The 20,264-nt window shown below is 64.7% G+C and carries 15 protein-coding genes and 1 pseudogene; 1 reads left to right on the forward strand and 15 read right to left on the reverse strand.

What is annotated here, in order from left to right:
- Positions 1-2: 2 nt before the first annotated feature.
- The 12 genes and pseudogenes from PKO50_RS22875 to PKO50_RS22930 form a co-directional block, all read right to left on the reverse strand.
- Entirely contained in the window at positions 3-1,208 is a 1,206-nt protein-coding gene (locus tag PKO50_RS22875; protein ID WP_089391900.1) for an ATP-binding protein, read from the reverse strand.
- A 122-nt stretch (positions 1,209-1,330) separates the two neighbouring features.
- Positions 1,331-2,806: a sigma-54 dependent transcriptional regulator gene (locus tag PKO50_RS22880; RefSeq protein ID WP_089391784.1), complete on the reverse strand. Its 1,476-nt coding sequence runs from the start codon at positions 2,804-2,806 to the stop codon at positions 1,331-1,333.
- A gap of 221 nt (positions 2,807-3,027) precedes the next feature.
- Positions 3,028-3,324 carry a flagellar protein FliT gene (locus PKO50_RS22885; protein ID WP_275627311.1) on the reverse strand — a complete coding sequence of 99 codons (297 nt, stop codon included), beginning with the start codon at positions 3,322-3,324 and terminating at the stop codon, positions 3,028-3,030.
- Between the two features lie 26 nt (positions 3,325-3,350).
- On the reverse strand, positions 3,351-3,731 hold the full coding sequence (fliS, locus tag PKO50_RS22890) for a flagellar export chaperone FliS (protein ID WP_009620865.1): 381 nt from the start codon (positions 3,729-3,731) through the stop codon (positions 3,351-3,353).
- Positions 3,732-3,855: 124 nt separating this feature from the next.
- On the reverse strand, positions 3,856-5,268 hold the full coding sequence (gene fliD / locus PKO50_RS22895) for a flagellar filament capping protein FliD (protein ID WP_275627312.1): 1,413 nt from the start codon (positions 5,266-5,268) through the stop codon (positions 3,856-3,858).
- 74 nt (positions 5,269-5,342) lie between these two features.
- Positions 5,343-5,714, reverse strand: coding sequence for a flagellar protein FlaG (locus PKO50_RS22900; RefSeq protein WP_275627313.1), 372 nt, complete (start codon positions 5,712-5,714; stop codon positions 5,343-5,345).
- A 76-nt stretch (positions 5,715-5,790) separates the two neighbouring features.
- Positions 5,791-6,909, reverse strand: coding sequence for a flagellin (locus PKO50_RS22905; protein ID WP_109933452.1), 1,119 nt, complete (start codon positions 6,907-6,909; stop codon positions 5,791-5,793).
- Between the two features lie 227 nt (positions 6,910-7,136).
- Positions 7,137-10,666 (reverse strand): annotated as a pseudogene (locus PKO50_RS22910) (glycosyltransferase).
- A 64-nt stretch (positions 10,667-10,730) separates the two neighbouring features.
- The gene (locus PKO50_RS22915; RefSeq protein WP_275627314.1) at positions 10,731-11,999 is read right to left on the reverse strand and encodes an ATP-grasp domain-containing protein; all 1,269 of its coding nucleotides are present in this window, start codon (positions 11,997-11,999) and stop codon (positions 10,731-10,733) included.
- Positions 11,996-12,802: a methyltransferase domain-containing protein gene (locus PKO50_RS22920; protein ID WP_109933455.1), complete on the reverse strand. Its 807-nt coding sequence runs from the start codon at positions 12,800-12,802 to the stop codon at positions 11,996-11,998. Before PKO50_RS22920 ends, PKO50_RS22915 begins: the two co-directional genes overlap by 4 nt.
- A 36-nt stretch (positions 12,803-12,838) precedes the next feature.
- A complete protein-coding gene (locus PKO50_RS22925) occupies positions 12,839-15,919 on the reverse strand; it encodes a CDP-glycerol glycerophosphotransferase family protein (RefSeq protein ID WP_275627315.1) in 3,081 nt (1,026 codons plus the stop codon).
- Positions 15,920-15,934: 15 nt separating this feature from the next.
- Complete coding sequence (locus PKO50_RS22930) at positions 15,935-16,240, reverse strand: LicD family protein (protein ID WP_275627316.1); 306 nt, start codon at positions 16,238-16,240, stop codon at positions 15,935-15,937.
- A 272-nt stretch (positions 16,241-16,512) separates the two neighbouring features.
- Between PKO50_RS22930 and PKO50_RS22935 the strand changes: the two genes are divergently transcribed.
- Complete coding sequence (locus PKO50_RS22935; protein ID WP_275627317.1) at positions 16,513-16,716, forward strand: hypothetical protein; 204 nt, start codon at positions 16,513-16,515, stop codon at positions 16,714-16,716.
- Positions 16,717-16,789: 73 nt separating this feature from the next.
- On the opposite strand, the gene PKO50_RS22940 is transcribed toward PKO50_RS22935, so the two are convergent.
- Genes PKO50_RS22940 through PKO50_RS22950 form a run of 3 tightly spaced genes read right to left on the reverse strand, consistent with a single transcriptional unit; the run spans position 16,790 to position 19,988 of the window.
- On the reverse strand, positions 16,790-18,181 hold the full coding sequence (locus tag PKO50_RS22940) for a bifunctional cytidylyltransferase/SDR family oxidoreductase (RefSeq protein WP_109933458.1): 1,392 nt from the start codon (positions 18,179-18,181) through the stop codon (positions 16,790-16,792).
- A complete protein-coding gene (locus tag PKO50_RS22945) occupies positions 18,178-18,873 on the reverse strand; it encodes a WbqC family protein (protein WP_275627318.1) in 696 nt (231 codons plus the stop codon). Before PKO50_RS22945 ends, PKO50_RS22940 begins: the two co-directional genes overlap by 4 nt.
- On the reverse strand, positions 18,870-19,988 hold the full coding sequence (locus PKO50_RS22950) for a DegT/DnrJ/EryC1/StrS family aminotransferase (protein WP_275627319.1): 1,119 nt from the start codon (positions 19,986-19,988) through the stop codon (positions 18,870-18,872). The genes PKO50_RS22945 and PKO50_RS22950 overlap by 4 nt, the downstream gene beginning before the upstream one ends.
- Positions 19,989-20,264: the final 276 nt, after the last annotated feature.

Here is a 20,264-nt window from a genome sequence, read left to right on the forward strand (position 1 = left end):
GGTTATTCCTTGTGTTCACGGACGGGGGCCGCGATCAGCGGCAGGACCAGGCTGGCGCAGGTGCCGCGGCCCGGGCGCGAGTGCAGGCGCAGTTCGCCGTGGTGCGCCTTGGCCACGGCCTTGACCACCGCCAGGCCGAGGCCGGTACCGGTGGTCTTGGTGGTGAAGAAGGGCTCGCCAAGGCGCGCCAGGGTGGCGGCGTCCATGCCCGGGCCGCTGTCGCTGATGGCCAGGCGCAGGCTGTCGCCGCGGGCGTAGAGGTGGACTTTCAGGCGCACGTCCTGGCCGCCGGCCTGGATGGCGTTGTGCAGCAGGTTGAGGACGCTGCCGACCAGGGTGTCGCGGTTGCACAGCAGTTCGCCGCCGCGCACGTCGCACTGCCAGCGCAGCTGCAGGCCGGCGACATGGGCCTCGGCGGCGGCGCGCAGGCTGGCGAAGAGTTCCGCCGGGCTCAGGCGGTCCGGCAGCGGCAGCTCGCCACGGGCGAACACCAGCATGTCGCGTACCTGGTTCTCCAGCTCCTGCAGGCGCTCCTTGAGTCGCCCGGCGAAGCGTTGCTGCTGTTCCAGCGGCAGCGCCTGCTCGCTCAGGTGGCCGGCATAGAGCATGGCCGCGGACAGCGGCGTGCGGATCTGGTGGGCCAGGGAGGCGACCATCCGGCCCAGGGCCGAGAGCCGCTCGTGGCGGGCCAACTGGTCCTGCAGGCGGCGGGTCTCGGTGAGGTCGTTGAGCAGCACCAGTTGCCCAGGCTCGCCGTTCAGCGAGCGGGTGGCGATGGACAGGCGGCGCCCGTCGCGCAGGGAAATCTCGTGGCCGTCGTCCTTGCGCGGCGCGAAGCAGCGGGCGATGACCTGGCGCCACAGCATGCCCACCAGGGGCTGGCCGAGCAGGCCGCGGGCCGCCGGGTTGGCTTCGCGCACCACGCCCTGGCCGTCGATGACGATGACGCCGCCGGGCAGCAGGTCCAGCAGGCTCTGCAGGCGGTTGGCCAGGCGTTCCTTCTCCGCCAGCTCCTGCATGCGCTGGGCGCTGACCAGGGCCAGCTGTCCCTTCAGTTCGCTGACCCGCGCCTCCAGCATGCTGTACGACTGGTTCAGCTGGGTGGACATCTGGTTGAACAGGGCGAAGGCCTGGTCGAGGCCGGCGCGGCCGTTCTCCTCCAGGTGTTCGCTGGAGTCCGGCTGGGGCTGCTGGGGTACGGCTGGCATCATGCTGTCTCTCTTCCATCCGACGTCGTGAAAGCGTCGGCTGGCAGAGTCTTAGCAATCTGCGTGCCTAAAAATTAGTCCTTTATTTTCAGGTACTTGCAAAAAGCCCAAGGCAAGTGGCGTCAATCCTCCGCCACTTCCTCCTCGCGACGGCTCATGCCGTACTTGCGCATCTTCTCCACCAGGGTGGTGCGGCGGATGCGCAGGCGCTCGGCGGCGCGGGCGACCACGCCGTTGGCGTCGTCCAGGGCCTGCTGGATCAGCCCCTGCTCGAGGTTGGCCAGGTAGTCCTTGAGGTCGATGCCCTCGGCCGGCAGCATCGCCGGCGAGTCCAGGCCCGGCAGCCCGGCGGTGATGGCGGCGCGCTCTTCCAGTTCCTCGCGCAGGCTGCTGGCGAGTTGCTCGTCCTCGTCGTCGACGTGGCGGAATTTCTTCGGCAGCTCGCCGACGCCGATCACCCCGTAGGGGTGCATGATCGCCAGGCGCTCGACCAGGTTGGCCAGTTCGCGCACGTTGCCCGGCCAATCGTGGCGGCACAGCGACATGATGGCGGCGGAGTTGAAGCGGATGGAGCCGCGCTTCTCGTGCTCCATGCGCGAGATGAGTTCGTTCATCAAGAGCGGGATGTCTTCCACCCGCTCGCGCAGCGGCGCCATCTCGATGGGGAAGACGTTGAGGCGGTAGTACAGGTCTTCGCGGAAGCCACCGTCCTCGATCATCTTCTCGAGGTTCTTGTGGGTGGCGGCGATGATGCGCACGTCGACGTTCTGCGTCTTGTTGCTGCCCACGCGCTCGAAGGTGCGCTCCTGCAGCACGCGCAGCAGCTTGACCTGCATCGGCAGCGGCATGTCGCCGATCTCGTCGAGGAACAGGGTGCCGCCGTTGGCCAGTTCGAAACGCCCGGCGCGGCTGGTGATGGCGCCGGTGAAGGCGCCCTTCTCGTGGCCGAACAGTTCGCTTTCCAGCAGCTCGGCGGGGATCGCCCCGCAGTTCACCGGCACGAAGGGCGCGTCGCGGCGCTTGGAGTGGTAGTGCAGGTTGCGCGCCACCACTTCCTTGCCGGTGCCAGATTCACCGAGGATCAGCACGCTGGCGTCGGTGTCGGCGACCTGCTGCATCATCTGCCGCACCTGCTGGATGGCGCGGCTGGTGCCGACCAGGCTGCGGAACAGGTTGGGCTCGCGCTGGCGGCCGCGCTCGCGGGCCTGGTCGTACATCTCGCGGTAGACCTGGGCGCGGTGCAGGGAATCGAGCAGCTTGTTGTAGCTGGGCGGCATCTCCAGGCTGGCCAGCACGCGGCGGCGCAGCTCTTCCGGCCAGTCGTTGGGCGCCGGTTCGCCGATCAGCAGCACCGGCAGGTATTCGTCCCAGGCCGCGAGCTGCTTGAGCAGCTCCAGGGCGCCAGCCTTGTGCTCGACGCTGCCGAGCAGCACGCAAAGCACGCCGCGGCTGCCGTTGGGCAGGTCGTCCACCGCCAGGCGCCAGTCGCGGCTGCGGCAGGACAGCTGGTCCTCGCCGAGGAAGTTGAGGATGGTGGAGAGTTCGCGGCAACGCTCCAGGTCGTCGTCAATCAGCAGAATCTTGGTTTCACGCCACATATTGCTCTTGTCTTCCGAAGGCATGTGGGCCGGCGAACGGCAACGGAGAGGGGCGGAAACAGGCCGCCATCATTTAGCCACCAAGTAAAGTCAAAATTGTGGCAGGAGTCAAATTTATGGCGTGATTTATTCGTTGTTTCCGACGGAAGAACTTACCTGCTGGAACGAACGGCGGCAATGCCGGAAACGGGGGGTCGCGCCGAACGGGCGACCCGCGGGGCTCAGCCGAAAAGCTGATAGACCTTGGCGCCCTTGTGCGACCGATTGACGCGGATGATCTCCTCGGCCACGCCCTGGCGCTGGCGGGTGACTTCCTGGACCAGTTCGCGGTACAGCATGAGCAGCCCTTCGAGGCTGCGCTTGAGCTCGCTGTCGTCGTCCAGCGGCTCGTGCATGGCGGCATCCACGTGCTGGCGGCACTCCAGGTCCAGCCGGGCGATGGCTTCCCAGTCCTGCTCCGCCAGGGCGGTTCCCAGGGCGGTGCGGGTTCGTTCGATACGCTCGACGGCGAGGGTCATGCTTCGTGTCTCCTGGTGGGGCGGTATTACTGCGGGATACCGTCCCAGCCTTCCTTGATGCTGCGAAGCAGGTTGGCCACTTCGTCGAGCATATGTTCGTCGTTCTGCCGGTTGGCCTCAAGCAGGCGGCGGCCCATGTAGATGTACAGGGCGTTCAGGCGCTCGGCATAGTCGCCGCCGGCCTCGAGGTTCAGCCCGTCGCGCAGGCCGCCGATGATGGCCACGGCCTTGCCGATCAGCTGGCCCTTCTCCGCCATCTGGCCGCGCTGCATGGCGCCACGGGCCTGGGCGATGCGGCTCAGGCCGCCTTCCATGAGCATCTGGATCAAACGGTGCGGGCTCGCCTCGTGGAGCTGTGCCTGGACACCCACGTTCTGGTATTGGCGAAGCGCTGCCATCGCATTCATTTCGAGATCCCCTGGTGTGGAAGGTTTCATATCCGATGTCCAGGGTATCGGCGCGGCGGCGCCAGACTTTAATCGCGAATTGCGTCTACCTCGGCCGCTGCCGGGCGGCTGAGCGCCGCCGGCATCAGTCGTCGGAGCTCTTGTTCAGCGCATTCAGCGTGGTCATCACGCTGCTGCTGGTGGCGTTGAGCTGGGCGACCAGGCTGTCCATGGCGTTGTACTTGGCGTACAGGATGTCGGTCAGTTTGGCGGTGCGGTCGTCCAGGTCGGTCTGCTGCTTCTTCAGGCTGCTGATGGTGGAGTTGATCGAGTCGGTCTGCTGGTCGAGGATGCCGTTGGTCTTGGCATAGCTGTCGACGGCGTTGTACATGCGCTTGAGGAAGCCGTCGCTGCCGGTGAAGAAACTCTGGATGTTGCCCGAATAGGTCTCCAGCCCCTTGCTCAGCTTGCTGCTGTCGACGCTCAGGGTGCCATCCTTCTGACTGGTGATGCCGAGCTGCGACAGCACCTGCAGAGTACCGCTGCTGCTGGACAGGTTGACGAACTCGTTGCGCAGACTGTTGAGCAGGGTGCGGGTGGTGGCGTCACTGGACAACGGCCCCGCACTGGTACTGGTGGTACCGTCCTCGTTGGTGGTGGTGGTGATGTCCGTCAGACTGGAGATCGACTTGATCATCGTGTTGTAGGCGTCGACGAACTTCTGGATGTTGGCGGTCAGGTCGTCGGTGTTGGTCGCCACCGTCACGGTGGAGCTGCCGGTCGTCAGCAGGTTGAAGGTCACGCCGCTGACGGCCTTGTCCAGGGTATTGCTGGAACTGGTCATCGACAGGCCGTCGAGCTTGAACTCGGCATCGCCGGCCTGAACCAGATAGCCGCCGGTAGAGCTGCTGTAGGCTGCCGAGCCGTCGATCGCCAGCTTGCCCAGGGTGCTGTCGCCCGAGGCCTTGACGCTGATATCGGTGCCGGCGCCGGTGGTGGTGGAGCTGAGCACCAGGCGCGAGCCGCTGGAGTCGGTGACGATGTTGGCGGAGATGCCGCTGGTGGAACTGAGCTTGTTGATGTTGTCGCGGATGGTCGACAACGAATCGCCAGCGGACACCGTCACGTAATAGTTGCTGCTGCCTTGGCTGAGGGTAAGACGACCGGCGCCGAACTTGTCGGAGCTACCGACGTACTGGCTGGCCACCTTGGAGGCGGTCGCCAGCTTGTCGACTTCCAGGGTGTAGGTACCGGCGGTGGCCGAAGCGCTGGCGGTGGCAGTCGCTTTCGTGTCGTCCGACGAAGTCGCCTTGAGCCCGGAGAAGGAGTCGGCGGTGTTGAGCGTTGCCACGGCCAGCTGGAAGGTCGAGAGCGCGCTCTTGAGCGAGCCCACGGCGGACAGCTGGGTGGTGCTCGACTTGGTGAGGTTGGTGATCTGCGTCTGCTTGGCACTGGTCTGTGCCTTCACCAGGGCGCTGACGATCGAGTCGATGTCCAGGCCGGACCCCAGGCCGGTAGAGGCGATGCTGCCCGACGAGGAAGAACTGATCGTAGTCATTGCCGCGCTCCTTTAAACGGTTTCTTGACGCAATTGCTCGTGCCAGAGCCTTCGAGCAAGAAGCAGGCCAGCTTCTAGGCCTGCTCCCGGAACAGCAGGTTGCCGGCTTCCTTGATGCTCTCCGCCAGCTTCACCGCGACCTCCGAAGGAATCTGCCGGATCACGTCGCCACTGGTGCTGTCCACCACCTTGACCACGGTGATGCCCGACTCCTGGTCGACCGAGAACTCCAGGTTGCGGTGGATGACCTGGGCATTGCTGCGCAGGCTGTCCAGCGCACGGTCCAGGGTAGCCTTGTCCGGCGCAGCCTGGGTGCTGCCGGTGGACGGCGAGCCCTTGCCGTCGACGGCAAGGGTTTTGCCGCTGGCCGCGATGGGCGTGGCCGCCTGGGCCTGGTCCGCCCTGGCGGGGGCGCCCAGTCCGATCGTAGAGAAAGTCACGCTCATCATCGACTCCTCATTATTCTGGACAAATGCAGGAAGGGCGCAGTGCGCCCTTCCTTCGTATCAACCGCCGATGACCTTACTGCAGCAGCTTGAGTACGGCAGAGGGCAGCTGGTTGGCCTGGGCCAGTACAGCGGTGGCTGCCGACTGCAGGGTCTGCTGCTTGGTCATCTCCGCCGTTTCCGCGGCGAAGTCGGCATCCTGGATCGTACTGCGTGCCGAGGTGGCGTTCTCCGCGATGTTCTGCAGGTTGGAGATGGTGCTGTCCAGACGGTTCTGTACCGCACCCAGGGCCGAACGCTGGGTGTCGATCTGCTTCAGGGCATCGTCGATCACCTGGATCGCGGCCTGGGCCTTGTCGGCGGTGCCGATGTTCAGCGACTGCACGGTCTGGCCGGAAGCCACGGTGGCGGTGCCGCCGGTCAGGGTGCCGCCCGCGGTGACGGTGATGTCGTCCTGCGAGGTGACCTTGATGCTGCTGCCGCTGGCGACCGCGGTGATGCCGCTGACGTTGGTGTTGATCGAGGCGACGATGTCGTTGAGGCTGGCGCCCTTGGCGTAGTCGACTTCGACACCGTTGACGGTGATGCTGCCCGAGGCAGCGGCGGTGGTGGTGTCGTTGACGCCGGTGACCGCGATGGTGCCGCTGGCCAGGGTGTAGCTACCGTTCAGGGCTTTGGCGCTCATGTCGTTCAGGGTGAAGCTGACGGTTTCGTTGGCGTTGGCGCCGACCTGGAAGGTCATGGTGCCGTTGGTGCCAGCCTTGCCGTTGAGCAGGGTCACCGCGGTGCTGCCGCCACCGAAGGTGGTGGTTTCGGAGATACGGGTCAGTTCGGCGGTCAGCGACTTGAACTCCTGGTTCAGCGAGGTGCGGTCGTCTTCGCTGTTGGAGCCGTTGGCGGACTGCACGGCCAGGACACGCATGCGTTGCAGGATGTTGGTGGATTCCTGCAGGGCGCCTTCAGCGGTCTGGGCGATGGAGATGGCGTCGTTGGCGTTGTCCACTGCCTTGTTCAGGCCGTTGATCTGGCTGCTCAGGCGGTTGGAAATCTGCAGACCGGCGGCGTCGTCCTTGGCGCTGTTGATGCGCAGGCCGGTGGAGAGCCGGGTCATGGCAGTGTTCAGGTTTTTCGAGGCGTTGTTCAGGTTCTTCTGAACGGTCAGCGAAGAGATGTTGGTATTTACGGTAAGGGCCATGACGAGATCCTCGTGGATAGGCGACTGCTTTCAGTTGGTTCCTGGCCCTTGGCTAGTGCCGCCCGGTATGGCCTGGAGAACCTTCGTTAGGGTTATCGTCCGTGGCGGATTTTGCTTTAGGGCGATTTTCGATTTTTTTTCAAGCCCCTCTTGCATCTTGCCCCAGGAAAATGCTGAAAACCCCGCTTGGCGGGGCTTTCAGCATTCAGGCAGCGGTACCCGGGCGCTCAGTCCGGCTGCCAGGCGCGATGCCAGGCCTGTAGGTTGTCGCCCTGCAGCATCCAGTCGCTGCGCACCTTCTCGCGCAGGCTGTCGCCCATGCGGGCGGTGGCGTCGAGGTCGTCCAGGTGCATGCGGATCGCCTCCACCCAGTCGCGGAAACGGTTCTTCACCCGGGTGGCCGGCAGGTCGCCGGCATAGGCGCGGTTGTCGCTGCACACCACCGGGAAGCCGCAGGCGCCGTACTCCAGCAGGCGCAGGTTGCTCTTGCACTGGTTGAACAGGTTGTCTTCCAGCGGCGCCAGGGCAAGGTCCAGGTCCAGGCTGGCGAGCTTGGCCGGATACAGGTGTATCGGCAGGCCCGAGTGGAACTCATGCACGTACGGGCGAATCTGCTCCGGGCACATGCCGAAGAAGACCCACTCGACCTCGTTGGCCAGCTCCTTGACCACGTCGGCGATCAGTTCGAGGTCACCGGTGTGGCTGACGCCACCCGCCCAGCCTACCCGCGGCTTCGCCGAACGCCGCCGCTGGCTCGGCTGCAGGCCGCCCCACCAGCCGGGAGCCAGGCGGTTATAGGCGACACGGATATCCGGATGCAGGTCGGAGAAGGCCTCGGCCAGCGCCTCGGTGGAAACCACGAAGCGGTCGACGTAGCCCAGGCCGCGGCGCAGGGAGCGGAGAATGTCCTTGGGCATGTGCTCGCGGTGCTGGTTCTTCAACGGCAGGTTCGGCAGGTAGTCGTCGAGTTCGTAGACCTTGAAGGCACGGGAGAAGGCCTTCATGCGGCGCATGGCATCCAGGCGCTCGTCGCCGATCTGGCGCTGCAGCAGCACCACGTCCGGGGAGAAGCGCTCCAGGTCGGCGACGTGCAGCAGGCCGTGGGTCACCACGCCTTCGATCAACCCCTGCTCGCGCTGCGCCAGGAACGGCTGGATGACCCGGTAGTGGCCGCAACCGAAGGTGTCGGCAAAATGTGCCAGTACCGTCGGCAGCGGTTGCCAGGCCAGGGGGCGGAAGGTCAGTTGGGTGTCGGTGAGGACGAAGCCCCCACGGGCGCGGACCAGGGAGAAGTTCGGGTTGTATGCGGGGTCGCGAGCCAGACGTGGCAGCCAGCGAGCGTAGAAGGCGTCCTGCAGTTCCGTCGGCTCGGCTTCCAGGGCCTGGTTGTGCAACAGGGTTGCGTGGGGCGTCCAGACGATCAGGTAACCGGAGGCACCGGTGCGCAGGCAGAGGTCGACATCGGCGCCACGCTCGGCGAAGTCGCCCTCATCGAGGCCACCCAGTTCGTCGAACAGTGCCTTGCGGATCATCAGGCAGCCATCGGAGACCGCACTGTAGTTCTGTGCCACCTGCAGGCGGTTCATGTAGCCGGTGGCGTTCATGTCCTCGCCGATGAAGGCGTGCCCGGCGATGCCGCGCAGGCCCAGCACCAGCCCGGCATGGGTGATGCGCCCCTCGCCATCGACCGTGCGCGCGCCGACGATCCCCACTTCGGGACGCTGCGCCTGGTTGACCAGTTCGCCCAGCCAGTCACCCTGGAAGACCGCGGCCTCCGGGCGCAGCAACAATAGGTAGTCGCCACGCGCATGAGCGGCAGCCAGGTTCTTCAGCCGCGCGTCGGCCAGCGGCTCGCCCGAGCGCAGCACACGGACGCGCTCGGCGGCCATCTGCTCGACGCCCTCCAGCCACTGGCGGGTGGCCGGGTTCTCGCTGGCGTTGTCCACCAGCAGGATTTCGTAGTTGGGGTAGGCCGTGTGTTCGAGGAGGCTCATCACGCAACGCTGCACGGCGGCGAGCTGGTCGCGCAGGACGATGAGGATGGACACCGGCGGCTGCCCGGCATGGCCATAGTCGATCTGGTAGCGGCCCGGCAGCGGGCTCAGTACCCGTGCCCGTTCGTAGCCACGCGCGAGCAGGTGACGCTGCAGGGTGCGTTCCTCGTCGGGGTTGGCCTGCAGGCGCGCGGCCGGGGTGCTGAGCAACGGTTCGGAAAGATGCGCCAGGCCATCCAGCCCGCCCTGCTCCACCAGGCGCAGCAACAGGTCGAGTTCCAGGGCCTGCGGATAGCCCGCGTCGAAGCCGCCCATTTCGAGGAGGGCTTCGCGGTTGTACAGGCAGTGACGCGCCTGGGACGCCGGGAAGCTGATCAGCAGGTCGAGGTTGAAGTCCGGGCGCAGCGCCGGTCCCTGGGAACCGTCCTCGCCACGCATCACCAGGTCGGTGGAGACCGCACGGCACCCCGCCGCCGTCATCAGCTCGAGGCCGGCGATCATCAAGCCGGAGGCGGTGAAGACGTCGCCGGCATCAGCCAGCAGAACCCAGTCCGCCGTGCTGCTGTGCAGCGCGGCATTGAGCGCCACGCCAAGGCCATCGGCATCCAGTGGCTGGTGCCGCAGGCGAAGCCCACTGTCCACTTGCGGAGGCTGGTCGGCCAGCAGCGTCACACTGACATTCGGGTAGAGCCCGGCGGCCGCCTCCAAGCTGTCGAGCGTTGCCTGCAGCGCCGCGGCATCCTCACCCACCGGCAGCAGCACCTCGATGTGCACGCCCATGCCGTTGGCCTGCAGGTGCTCGTCGATCAGGCGTTTCTGCACCGGGCTCGGCTTGCGGGCCTCCATCCACTCGTCGAAGCGCTCGATCATCTCGCCCAGGGCATGGGCCCGGCGCAGGGCGGCGAGCAGGTCGACGCGCTCGGGCGCTTGCTGCCGATGCAGCGGCGAGACATCGACCAATTGGTCGCCGTCCTCGATATACCAGCCCAGGTCGCGCACGGCCTGGCGGAAGTCCTGGTGCCCCTTGTCGCCGATGCCCGGCTTGTCGCGGCCGATCTGGCTGAACTGCTCGCGGGAGACGCGGAAGTCCACCAGGGGGCGGACAGGAACGCCAGATCGCCCTTTTGCAGTAGCTTGACATAGAGCGCCAGGTCGCCCACCCAGCGGATGGGTACGCCATTGAGCGCCATGACCTGGTCGCCGAACGCAGCCACCGCCTCCCGTCGGCACAACACGGTGCTGGGCTCACCGATGAAGTTCACCGTGTGTTCGGCCAGGAACGACGTCAGGCCGATGCCATCGACCAGCGCATCCTCCACGAACGGCAATGCGGTGGCCAGGATGTCCGGCAACTGCCGTCCCTGTTCGTCGATGCGCCGCCGCCGCGAACTGACCAGTTCAATCCCCGGCCGCTCGCGCATGGCGTCGACCATGCGTTCGACGCACTCCGGATGCAAGACGTCGTCGTCATACAGGAACTTCAGGTATTCGCCGCTGGCCAGGCTGACGCACTTGGCCAGGTTTTTCGATTCGTGCAAGCGTGTCTCGTTGTACGAGTAGTGCACGGGAAAATCGAGAATGCCGCGGTACTCGTCCACGACCGCCCGGACTTCGTCCGTCCGGCAGTCATCGCAGATCACCAGTTCCAGGGGGCGATAGGTCTGATCCTGCAGGCTCTGCAGGGCCTCCTTGAGGTAGGCCGCCTTGTAGGCCGGCATTACGACGCTGACCAGCGGGTTGATATCGTTGGGTTGGTTCACCATCACACCTCAACTTGGCTTCAGGCAATCCGCGGGCACCATGCCCACGGCTTGCGAATTGAACTCGTCAGAACAGCAGGTCCATCGCATCCACATCGAATACGGGAATGCCATGGCGTCGGGATACGTCCAGACGTTCGGGAAAATGGTTGTCGATGAAGATCGCCGGCGCGCGCACATGGTCGGACTTGGGCTCGCCTTCACGCAGATGGACGATCCGTTCGAACATCGTCAACGGGATATGCGCGGCCTCCAGGGTGGCCGTCAGATCACCGGCATGGCGCGTGAGCAGCACCAGCCGCTTGTCCAGTTGCAGCAACCGGTAGGCAAGGCGCATCGCCTGTGGGTTGGCGCGGCCGGCGCACACCAAGGTGTCGTCCAGATCCAGGTAGCAGGTATCGAAGTCGTAATCGAGCACCGCCTTGTTCTCCAGGCGGCGCTCGACCAGTTGCAGGCGCGGCTCAGGCAACAGCAGCAAGTCTCGCCCGAGGTAGTCCTGCACAGCCAGCAATGGCAGGTTGACGCCAAGGGCGCGCGCCACGACCGAGCCGGTGGACAAGCGACTGCTGAACTCCAGCAGTTTCCAGTCGCCCTGGCGGTCCCGGCGAACCTGGAAGAACCAGGGCCCACGCAGGGCGAGCCGGGCGTTGAGCGTGGTGGCGATGTCGTTCAGTTGCGTATCGGTGGGCCGGGGCCCCGAGCGCATGGCGATGCCGCCTACCACACGCTCGCGGGAGCGCGCCCCGACGTGCAGCAGTTGACCACGATGACTGGTGAAGCAATCCACGGTCAGCTCTTCGCCCGGCAGGTACTCGCAGACCAGCGGTTGCTGCACGACAGCCAGCGCCACGGCCAGCTCATCGGCATCGGCAACCAGGGTCACCCCCTGCCCGCCCTGCCCCTGGTCGGGCTTCACCACCACGGGCCAGGCCTCCACGGCCACGGCATTGGCATATCGACGCGGAACCCACGGCGTATCGTCCAGCAACTCATAGGTCAACGATTTGCGCCGGGCGATACGCGCCGTTCGAGCATCGCCGTTGACCAGTTGCACGCCAAGGCCTTCGACACGGGGCGCCAGGTAGTCCTGCACGCTGTCGTGGGTGGCGAACACCAGGTCGATGTTCCACTGCGCCAGCAAGTGCGCGAAGCACTCATCGAAGGTCGCATCGGCAATGTTGGGCAGGTGTGCGTGCCGGACATAGGCCTGCTCGCCGTGGTCGACACGGCTGGAGGCGCCGTGCAGCTCGACGTGCAGCGAGTGCTCCAGGGCACGGGCGATCTCCAGCCCCACTTCGGTGCCGCAGGGAAACACCAATACCCGGACCTTGCTCATTCCGACGGCGCCAGGTGATGGTCGGCGAAGTATTGGGAAATGCACTCGCCGATAGCCGGATCGCGGTAGAAGAACACGTAGCGCTTGCGCGGGCCGCCAGTACTCATCTTCAGCGCGATGGCGGGGGTGCGGAAATCAACCTTCACGCCGAAGCGCCTGCCGATCTCGATGAGCGAGCGACCGGAATAATAGGAGGTGTGCCCTTCTTCGAACGGATAGGTGACAGTCTCCAGCGGCAGGCCATCGCGCAGGTTGGTACTGGCGATGACCAGCCCGCTATCGCGCACTTTGTGCAGCAGGTTGGCGAAGTCCTCGTCCAGGTCGGTGAAATGCTCCACCACCTCGCAGGCGACCATCAGGTCGAATTCTGCCTCGCGTGAATCGAAGGGGACGAAATCCAGCGCTTCCTGGAAATTGCCCAGGTCGGATACGGCGACCCTGGAGACCGGCAACTGCTGCTGGATCAACGCATGGTCCTGCGACAAGCCGGCGCCATAGACCACCACATCGGGAGCGAAGGCTTCGCCGAAGTGATTCCGCAGGATTTCGAGCCCCATCTCCGCCATGCGGTACTCACGGCGCGGCGTGACCCCATCGCCGGCCCGTACGCTGGTCTCGGGCTGGCTGCCGGGGTCGAAGGGAGCGCTACGGTAGTCATGGGTATTGCCCGGATTGCCTGCATAGCCGCAGCAGCCGCAGATCACGAAGTCGCAGGTCTTGCCCAGCCACTTCTGGATGGTGCAGGTAACGGTTTCGAAGGAAAGCTCGGTGCTTCCGCACGCGTTGCATTGTGGAGTGGTCATGATTCTGATCCTTACGCTTCTGGCAACCTGTTTCGCTTATGGCAGGGGGCGGCGCAACTCGGCCGAGTGCCCGACGGGCAACTTGGGCGGGCGCTGCAGTATCGGTAGGCTGGTGATGACGTAGAGCAATGCCAGCCAGCGCGGCGAACGAGCCAGGGACGTATCCAGCGACTGGGACCTGATCGGCTCCCCCCGCAGGTTGCGCACGATGTCCGCCAGCGTGAGCGCAGGCGAGTACTCGGTGTTGCTTCCATGGCTGTACATGGAGTCGGTCAGGTGGGAAATCTCCTTGACCACCTCGGGGTTGAATCTGTTGCGGGCGAAGTGATCGATCGACCAGTCGAACAATGTGCGCATGGCGTCGACTTCGTCCTGCAGCGGCAGCCGGCAGAGTTCGCGGGCGAACTTCGGCAGTTCGCGCTCCATGGCCTCATGCAATGCCATGTCGCAGTCGCGCGGCGGAATCACCGGCATGAAGTCTCCGTCACGCTGCTCATAGCCGCTGGTGCTCGCATAGGGCAGGTTGGCGAAGAGGGTCTCCACGAACAGTAGCGATGCCCTGCTCACCGTCAGGTTGTACCGTGCCCTGCCGGGCTGGCTGCGGTAGATGCTTCGCGCGTAGTAAAAATCGGCAGGCACGGGACTGCCCGCGGCCAACTCCAGGAGCCGCGCCAGGCAATCCTGGGTATAGCCCCGCCCCCAGTACTCGACGAAAGCGAAGCGTTGATCGAAGTCGATCTGCGAACGCAGGTAACCAATCGCCGTGGGGCGCTCCCGGTTCCCCACCTCCAGCAAGTGCCGACGGTATCGCTCGGCGTTCTTCGCTTCGTGCACCACCAGGGTGACGAAGGTCGTCGGCAGATCATCCCGCCTGGCAGGCACGCTCAGGTCGGGGAAGAACTCCGCGAACTGGCCGGCGTCAAGCCGCAGCCCTTCCAGCAGGCCGTCGAAGGAAATCGCACCCGTGTAGGCGAGAATGCTGGCGAAGAACTCCGGATCAATCTCATCGACATAGGACGCCACCCACCAGGCCTGGCGCGAGCCGTAGAGATAGCGGGTCTGCAACGACAAACCGCACTCCTCGATGATCGCATCGGCGATTCGCTTGAGATGGTGGCCATCGCGGGCGACGAAGTACAGGCACTCGATACCGCGCGCCAGCGCATCGCGCACCACCCACATCGCATAGCAAACCAGATACAGGGAGGCCCGGGTGTAGGCATAGCAGGCCTTGCCATCCTGATTCCGATGGCGGAAGCGAGCCATGAGCGCAGCGACGCAATAGGCGTCATAGCTGCCCAGGCTCTCGACGATCTCCCGCTCGAATGCATCGAACTGCGGTAGTTCATGCAGTACCGGAGAGATTCCCAGCGCAGCGGCACTCTTGCCGTCGGCGTTGGGGTTGTCGCCATAGTGGACCCATCTGGAGAAACGATATCCCGCCTCCCGGAACGCATCCAGATAAAGGGTACGGGTGCTTTTCTGGGTGCCTCGCGTGGACGAAAGGAACAGCGGCAGCTCGGCCAGGCGCGGCTCGGCCTTGGCCAGCAAACGCCGGATGAAGTCCTCGGGCAGGTACATGTCGGACAGCAGGATCACCCGTTCGCCGCGCTGCAAGAGCTCGAGAGCGTCAGCGATCTTGTCCGGGCATGGCTGGCAGGAGACGAACTCGCTTTCCAGCTCCTGCTCGCGCAAGAACGCCGCCTGCTCCGGCGTCAGCCCATAGACATCGGCCAGGCGCTCGATGATTTCGTCAAAGGTGATTTCCAACAAGTCGCTGCCACGCTGAAGCTTCGTGGCGCTGTACATGTAGCGAACATTGGATTCGGCGCCCATGCGCGCTTTCGGGTAATCGGACAGCAGCGAGTGAGGGAAGCCCAGACCCGAATCGCGCATCGCCCGCTGCACCCGGAAGAACACCCCCGCGGGCTCCAGCGTCGTACGCTGAATCAGGGTATCGAACACGTCGAACGAATACAGGGTAGGAGACACCAGGGCCGGCGTGCGGAAGGCGCGTGCCGACTCGATCAGGTATTCATTGTTGTCTTTCCGGGAGTACGACCAGAACAGCTCGGAAATGGCCGCACGCCCATGATCAGGCTGCTCACGGTAGCACCCAAGCGCCAGCAGAAGCTGGTCGAAATCATCACATTCGATACCGCAGGTCATTTCCCGGCAGTCGTAGACGAAATCGCGGCAATTGCCATTGGTGCCGTAGTCGAAGAAATAACGGATGAAATACGGAACCCCCGCTGCCAACAAGTCGTAGAAGATCGACGAATAATCGACGATCGCCCCATCGACTTGGTCCATGACCTCGTAGAAGTCCTCGTGGTTGTCCCAGAACAGCAGGCGAGGCTGGTCGGCATAGCGCTGCTTGAGCGCCTTGTACTTCTGATACCCCTCGATCATCGGATGGACCTTGAGGATGAACAGCAACCCCTGCTCTTCCAGCGTGCCGAGCAGCCTATCCATGTCCGGCAGGGCACGATTGAAGAAGTCGTTATGCGACTTTTCCCGGTAGGTGGGGCAATAGGCGACGATCCGGGTGTCCGGCGGCAGGTTCCTGCGTCCCAGCAGGTCGTGATCGAAGGTCTTGACCGAGACCTTCTCATGGCAGCGGGGATAGGCGCCCCGCAGTATCGAATGAGGCTCCAGAGCGCACTGCTCGATGAAGTGCTTCTCCATCAGCGGCGAGGTGGTCAGAAACAGTTGGTGATTGCGATAGGTTTCGTGATGGACGATGTGCTTCTTGACGATCCTTTCATGCAGGAAGCCGCTATTGACGCCCCGCTCGACCGTCTTGCAGCCCACGCCGTGCCACAGGTTGAGGAGAGTGGCCCCGCGCAGCTCCTCCTGGATGACTTCCTTGAAGTTCTCCACCACATAGACGCCGGCCTGCCGCATGATCCGGCGTGCAGCTGGCGAGTCGTAGCGATGGGCGCTCCAGCCCTGCCGACGGACCAACGCAATGGTCTCGTCGTCATCGCATAGCCAGTGCGCCTGGATATCGGGTCGCTTGTACTGGATATAGGCAAACAACCACTTCGGATTGCCGGCGAAGTTCATCCCGGCATTGAACACCCAGATGCTGTCGTTTCTGCTGTTCTGAGACATGGTGCGGTCCATTGGTCAGCTTGTTGCGGGCGCACATGCGCCATCGGCGAAATTCAAGGAGGCCAGGGCTATGCGATGGCCGGAGTGGCGCCGTTCCAGTGGGGGCAGTTGCCGGAAGTCGCCGTAGATGCTGGTGAGGTAGGCCTGGGTCTGTTCAGGCGCGTTGAAGCTGCGCCCCTCGAATACGACCGAGGCGCCCTTGCCGAACACTTGCGCAGGCACCACCTCGCGGTCGCCATACAGACCATAGAGATTCCCCACCAGGCCATCGCTGGAGGCCGGCAACGAAGACACCACCCGGTCATACAGGGCGAAAAGCAAGGCACGGGGCACCAGGCTCGTCGCCAGCGCCACCAGCGCGAAGCGCCAGCGCTGGGCCGGGGGACGGGTCGCAGGTAGTAGCCCTTCTGTTTGTTCATGGTCATCGAGCGCAGCAGCGCGATGGACTTGCGCAGCAGCCGGCGACGCATGCCGGGGGGCGGAACGCCGTCCAACGGGAATACGTCCACCCCGATGCCCCGGTCGAACGGGTGCGCGTAGTCCACCACCCAACGCGAATGGCGATCGCTCACCACCAGGAACGGATAAGGCGTATGGGCGTCGATGGACGGGTGGATCGCCCGCAACGTCGGCGGCAATCGATCCAGCAGGCCGAGCAGGCGGCGGTAATCCTTGCGCGGCACCACGATGTCGATGTCGTCGTCCCAGGGAATGAAGCCGCCATGGCGCACAGCGCCCAACAGCGTTCCGCCGACCAGGTAGTAGTCGATGGCATGGGCCTGGAAGAAGTCGACTAGCGCGCCCAGCACGGCAAAGGCCCGTTGCTGGATCCGTGCCAGCGGAACGCCGGCGACCATCGCGGCCCCCTCCTCAACCATGGCGGCGCACATCGAACACCATACCTGTCAGGGTCGAGCCCAGCGCCTGCAGGGTAGCGAGCGCCACTGCCGAGGGATCCAGCAGGCTCTCGACCGGTTCGGCACCGAAGTTCCGCGTACGCATGGGCGTGCGGGTCCGTTCGGGATTGATGCAGACCACGCGGATTCCTTCGCTCGCCCATTCCTCGGCCAGTGCCTGGGTGAGGTTGACCACCGCAGCCTTGGTGGCGCTGTAGGCGGCATAGAATGCACGCCCCCGGGTGTAGGAGCTGGAGGCGAAGTTCACCAGGCAACCGCGGCTTTCGCGCAGGTACCCATGGGCAGCCTGGGCCAGGTGGATGGTGCCGGTGAGGTTGGTGGCGATGAGTTGCTCCACCTCGGATTCGCTGAGCAGGGCCAATGGCTTGTGCAGCAGCATGCCGGCGGTATTGACCACCGCATCTATTCGTCCTTCACGCTGCGCCACCTCGGCGAGGAAGCGCTCCACGTCGCTGCGGCGGGAAATATCGATGTTGCCCTCGCCACGGCTGGCGCCATGTACGCGAGCGCCATGGGCCCTGGCCAGCTCGGCCACCGAAGCGCCAATGCCGTAGCTTGCGCCGATCACCACCACCACGCGGTCACGCAACAGGTCCTGCAGGCCATCATCCTGCGCAGCCTGGGTGCTGCGGATCTGGATCAGCTTTTCGGCGATATACAGGTCCACCCCGTCGGTGATTTTCAGATTGGAGGGCGAGCCGGCTACGGTAGCGATGGTCACCTCGGGCATTTCCCGGCGCAGCACGCCACAATCGCAGGTCACGCCCTCCAGCCCTCTGCGTTCGGCGAGTCGATAGGCCTCACGCAGGATACCAAGGCGGAACCCCTGCGGCGTCTGTCCACGGCGTAGCCGGCTGCGGTCAGGGATGTCGCGAATATGCCCCTCCCCCGCCACCTCGACGATGGTGTCGCTGGCGGGCACCACCACATCCACTGCGTCGTACCGCTCCAGCGCGTCCAGGCAGCGGACGATGGTCGGCTGGTCCAGCAGCGGGCGCGCCGCATCATGAATGAGTATCCGAGCCTGCTCCGGCTGCCCGTCCAGAGCGGCGATTGCCGAAGCGGTGGAGTCGGCACGGTCCCGGCCACCGGCGACGATCTTCGCCACCTTGCGCCAGCCATTGCGGGTGGCCGCCTCCCAGAGCACGCTTTCGTAGCCGCCAGGCACCACCAGCACGATCTGCTCCACTGCCGGCGAGTGCTCGAAGACTTCGACGGTATGCTCGATGACCATGCGCCCGGCCAACTTGACGAACTGCTTGGGCAGCTCGCTGCCGAAGCGCAGGCCACGCCCTCCAGCGAGCACTACGGCGATGACCGGGGATTCGACTGCACGGGTAGTCATGCGACCTCCTCCAACTCGCCCATCGACAGCATCCGCTCGACGGTCTCGGGCGGGTTGTGCATCAGCACGTCGATCATCGACAGGCCTGGCATGAAGTTCTCCACTTTCTGTTGCTGGTAGGCTGGAAAGCAGCCATGTACGAAACGCAGTTGCACGTGCTGTTCACGAAACGCGGTGGCGCTGTATAGCGAACGGCCACCGCTGGCGTTGTGGTAGGCGTCGGCCCCGAAGAGCCGGCAAAGCTCCAGAATGCGTTCCTGCCCCTGAAGCGAGCTGGGCATCTGCGAGGCGAAGGAAACCGAAAGCGGCCTGCCGAGGTAGGCGAAGACCGCCTGGACGGAAGCGGCGCAGACGCGAGCGACATTCTGCTCGGGCATCCGGCAGATGGACTCGAGCAGGGCGAAAACCACGTCGAAGAATGGAGCCCGCCGGTAGGCATGGCGTATCAGTTGGAGAAACTTGTCGTGATCGCCAACGAAATGGTGCTGGTCGATCCGCAGGTTCTGGCTGGCCCCTTCCACCGGCAGCGTGAAGCGGAATGGCTGACCATCGAGCAGGATGCTGTTGCGGTGGATGAACCCCCGGCGAATGAAAGCCACATCGTCCAGGAAGACGAAGTGGTCCACGCTCCCCGCCAACTGGAAATAGCCCAGGTAAGGGAAGAAGTAGGGTTGCATGACCGCGAGAATCACGCCCGGACTCCCGCACTGATGACCAGGTCGCAGATACGCTCGACATCCTCGTCGGCCAGGTCCGGGTAGATCGGCAGGCACAGCACCTGGCTCGCCACCTGGCGGGCGACCGGCAGGTTGCTCGGGTCGGCCGACGGCAGGCCGCGGTACATCGGGAAGTCGCTGATCAGCGGGTAGAAGTAGCGGCGCACCACGATGCCCTGCTCGCGCAACAGCTCGTACAGCCGGTCGCGCTCCACGGCGAAATCCTCGTCGATCAGCACGGGGAAATAGGCGTGGTTGGACACGCACCCGGTACGGAACTCGATGAAGTTCAGCCCCGGCAAGCCGACCAGGCGCTCACGGTAGAGGTTATCGATTTCCTTGCGCCGCGCCAGCGCACGGTCGATGTGCCGCAGCTGCAACAGGCCGAAGGCGGCGTTGATCTCGCTCATCTTGCCGTTGATGCCGGGGGCCACCACCGTGGTTTCATTGACGAAGCCGAAGTTCTTCAGATGGCCGATGCGCCGGTAGGTTTTCTCGTCGGGGCAGATGATCGCCCCGCCCTCGAAGGTGTTGAACACCTTGGTGGCGTGGAAGCTGAGCACGCTCAGGTCGCCGTGGCGCAGGATGCTGCCGCCGGCGTCGCGCACCGAGAAGGCATGGGCCGCGTCGTAGATCACCCGCAGGTTGTAGTTGTCGGCGATGGCCTGGATGGCCTCGACGTCGCTGGGGTTGCCGTAGCAGTGCACCGGCATGATCGCGGTGGTCTGCGGGGTGATCGCCGCCTCGATCTTCGCCGGGTCCAGGCTGAGCGTCTGCGGGTCGATGTCGACGAACACCGGGCGGATACCGTTCCACAGCAGCGAATGGCCGGTGGCGACGAAGGAATAGGGCGTGGTGATCACTTCCCCGGTGATGCGCAGCGCCTGCAGGGCGGTGACCAGCGCCAGCGTGCCGTTGGCGAACAGGGCGATGTGCTCGACGCCAAGGTATTCGCACAGCGCCTTCTCCAGGGCACGGTGCATGTCGCCGCCATTGGTGAGGATGCCGCTGGCCCAGACCTGTTCCAGGTAGGGCAGGAACTCGTTCAGCGGAGGAAGCAGGGGCCGGGTGACCGGGATGCTCTTTGTCATGGCTGCCACCCGCCAACCGACATCGGGCACACGCAGCGACGGGAATGCGACAGGGGGAAGTCGAGCTTCCTCCCGCGCATGAGGCGGAGGTTCGAAGTCACCTGGCCGATACCGGACCTGGCCGGGGCTCCGTAGGGAATGATCGTGTTCAACATGCTGCATCTCTCCCCGCCTGCCGCTACGGCAAGGTCTGGCGAAGGTTCCTAAAGCACTGGCGGTTGGACTCTTGTCCGGAATTCAGCCAGTGGGCAGGGCGTCAATTTGCTGACTGGAAAA

It is taken from the genome of Pseudomonas sp. 273 (genome assembly GCF_029201425.1).
GTDB lineage: Bacteria > Pseudomonadota > Gammaproteobacteria > Pseudomonadales > Pseudomonadaceae > Pseudomonas > Pseudomonas delhiensis.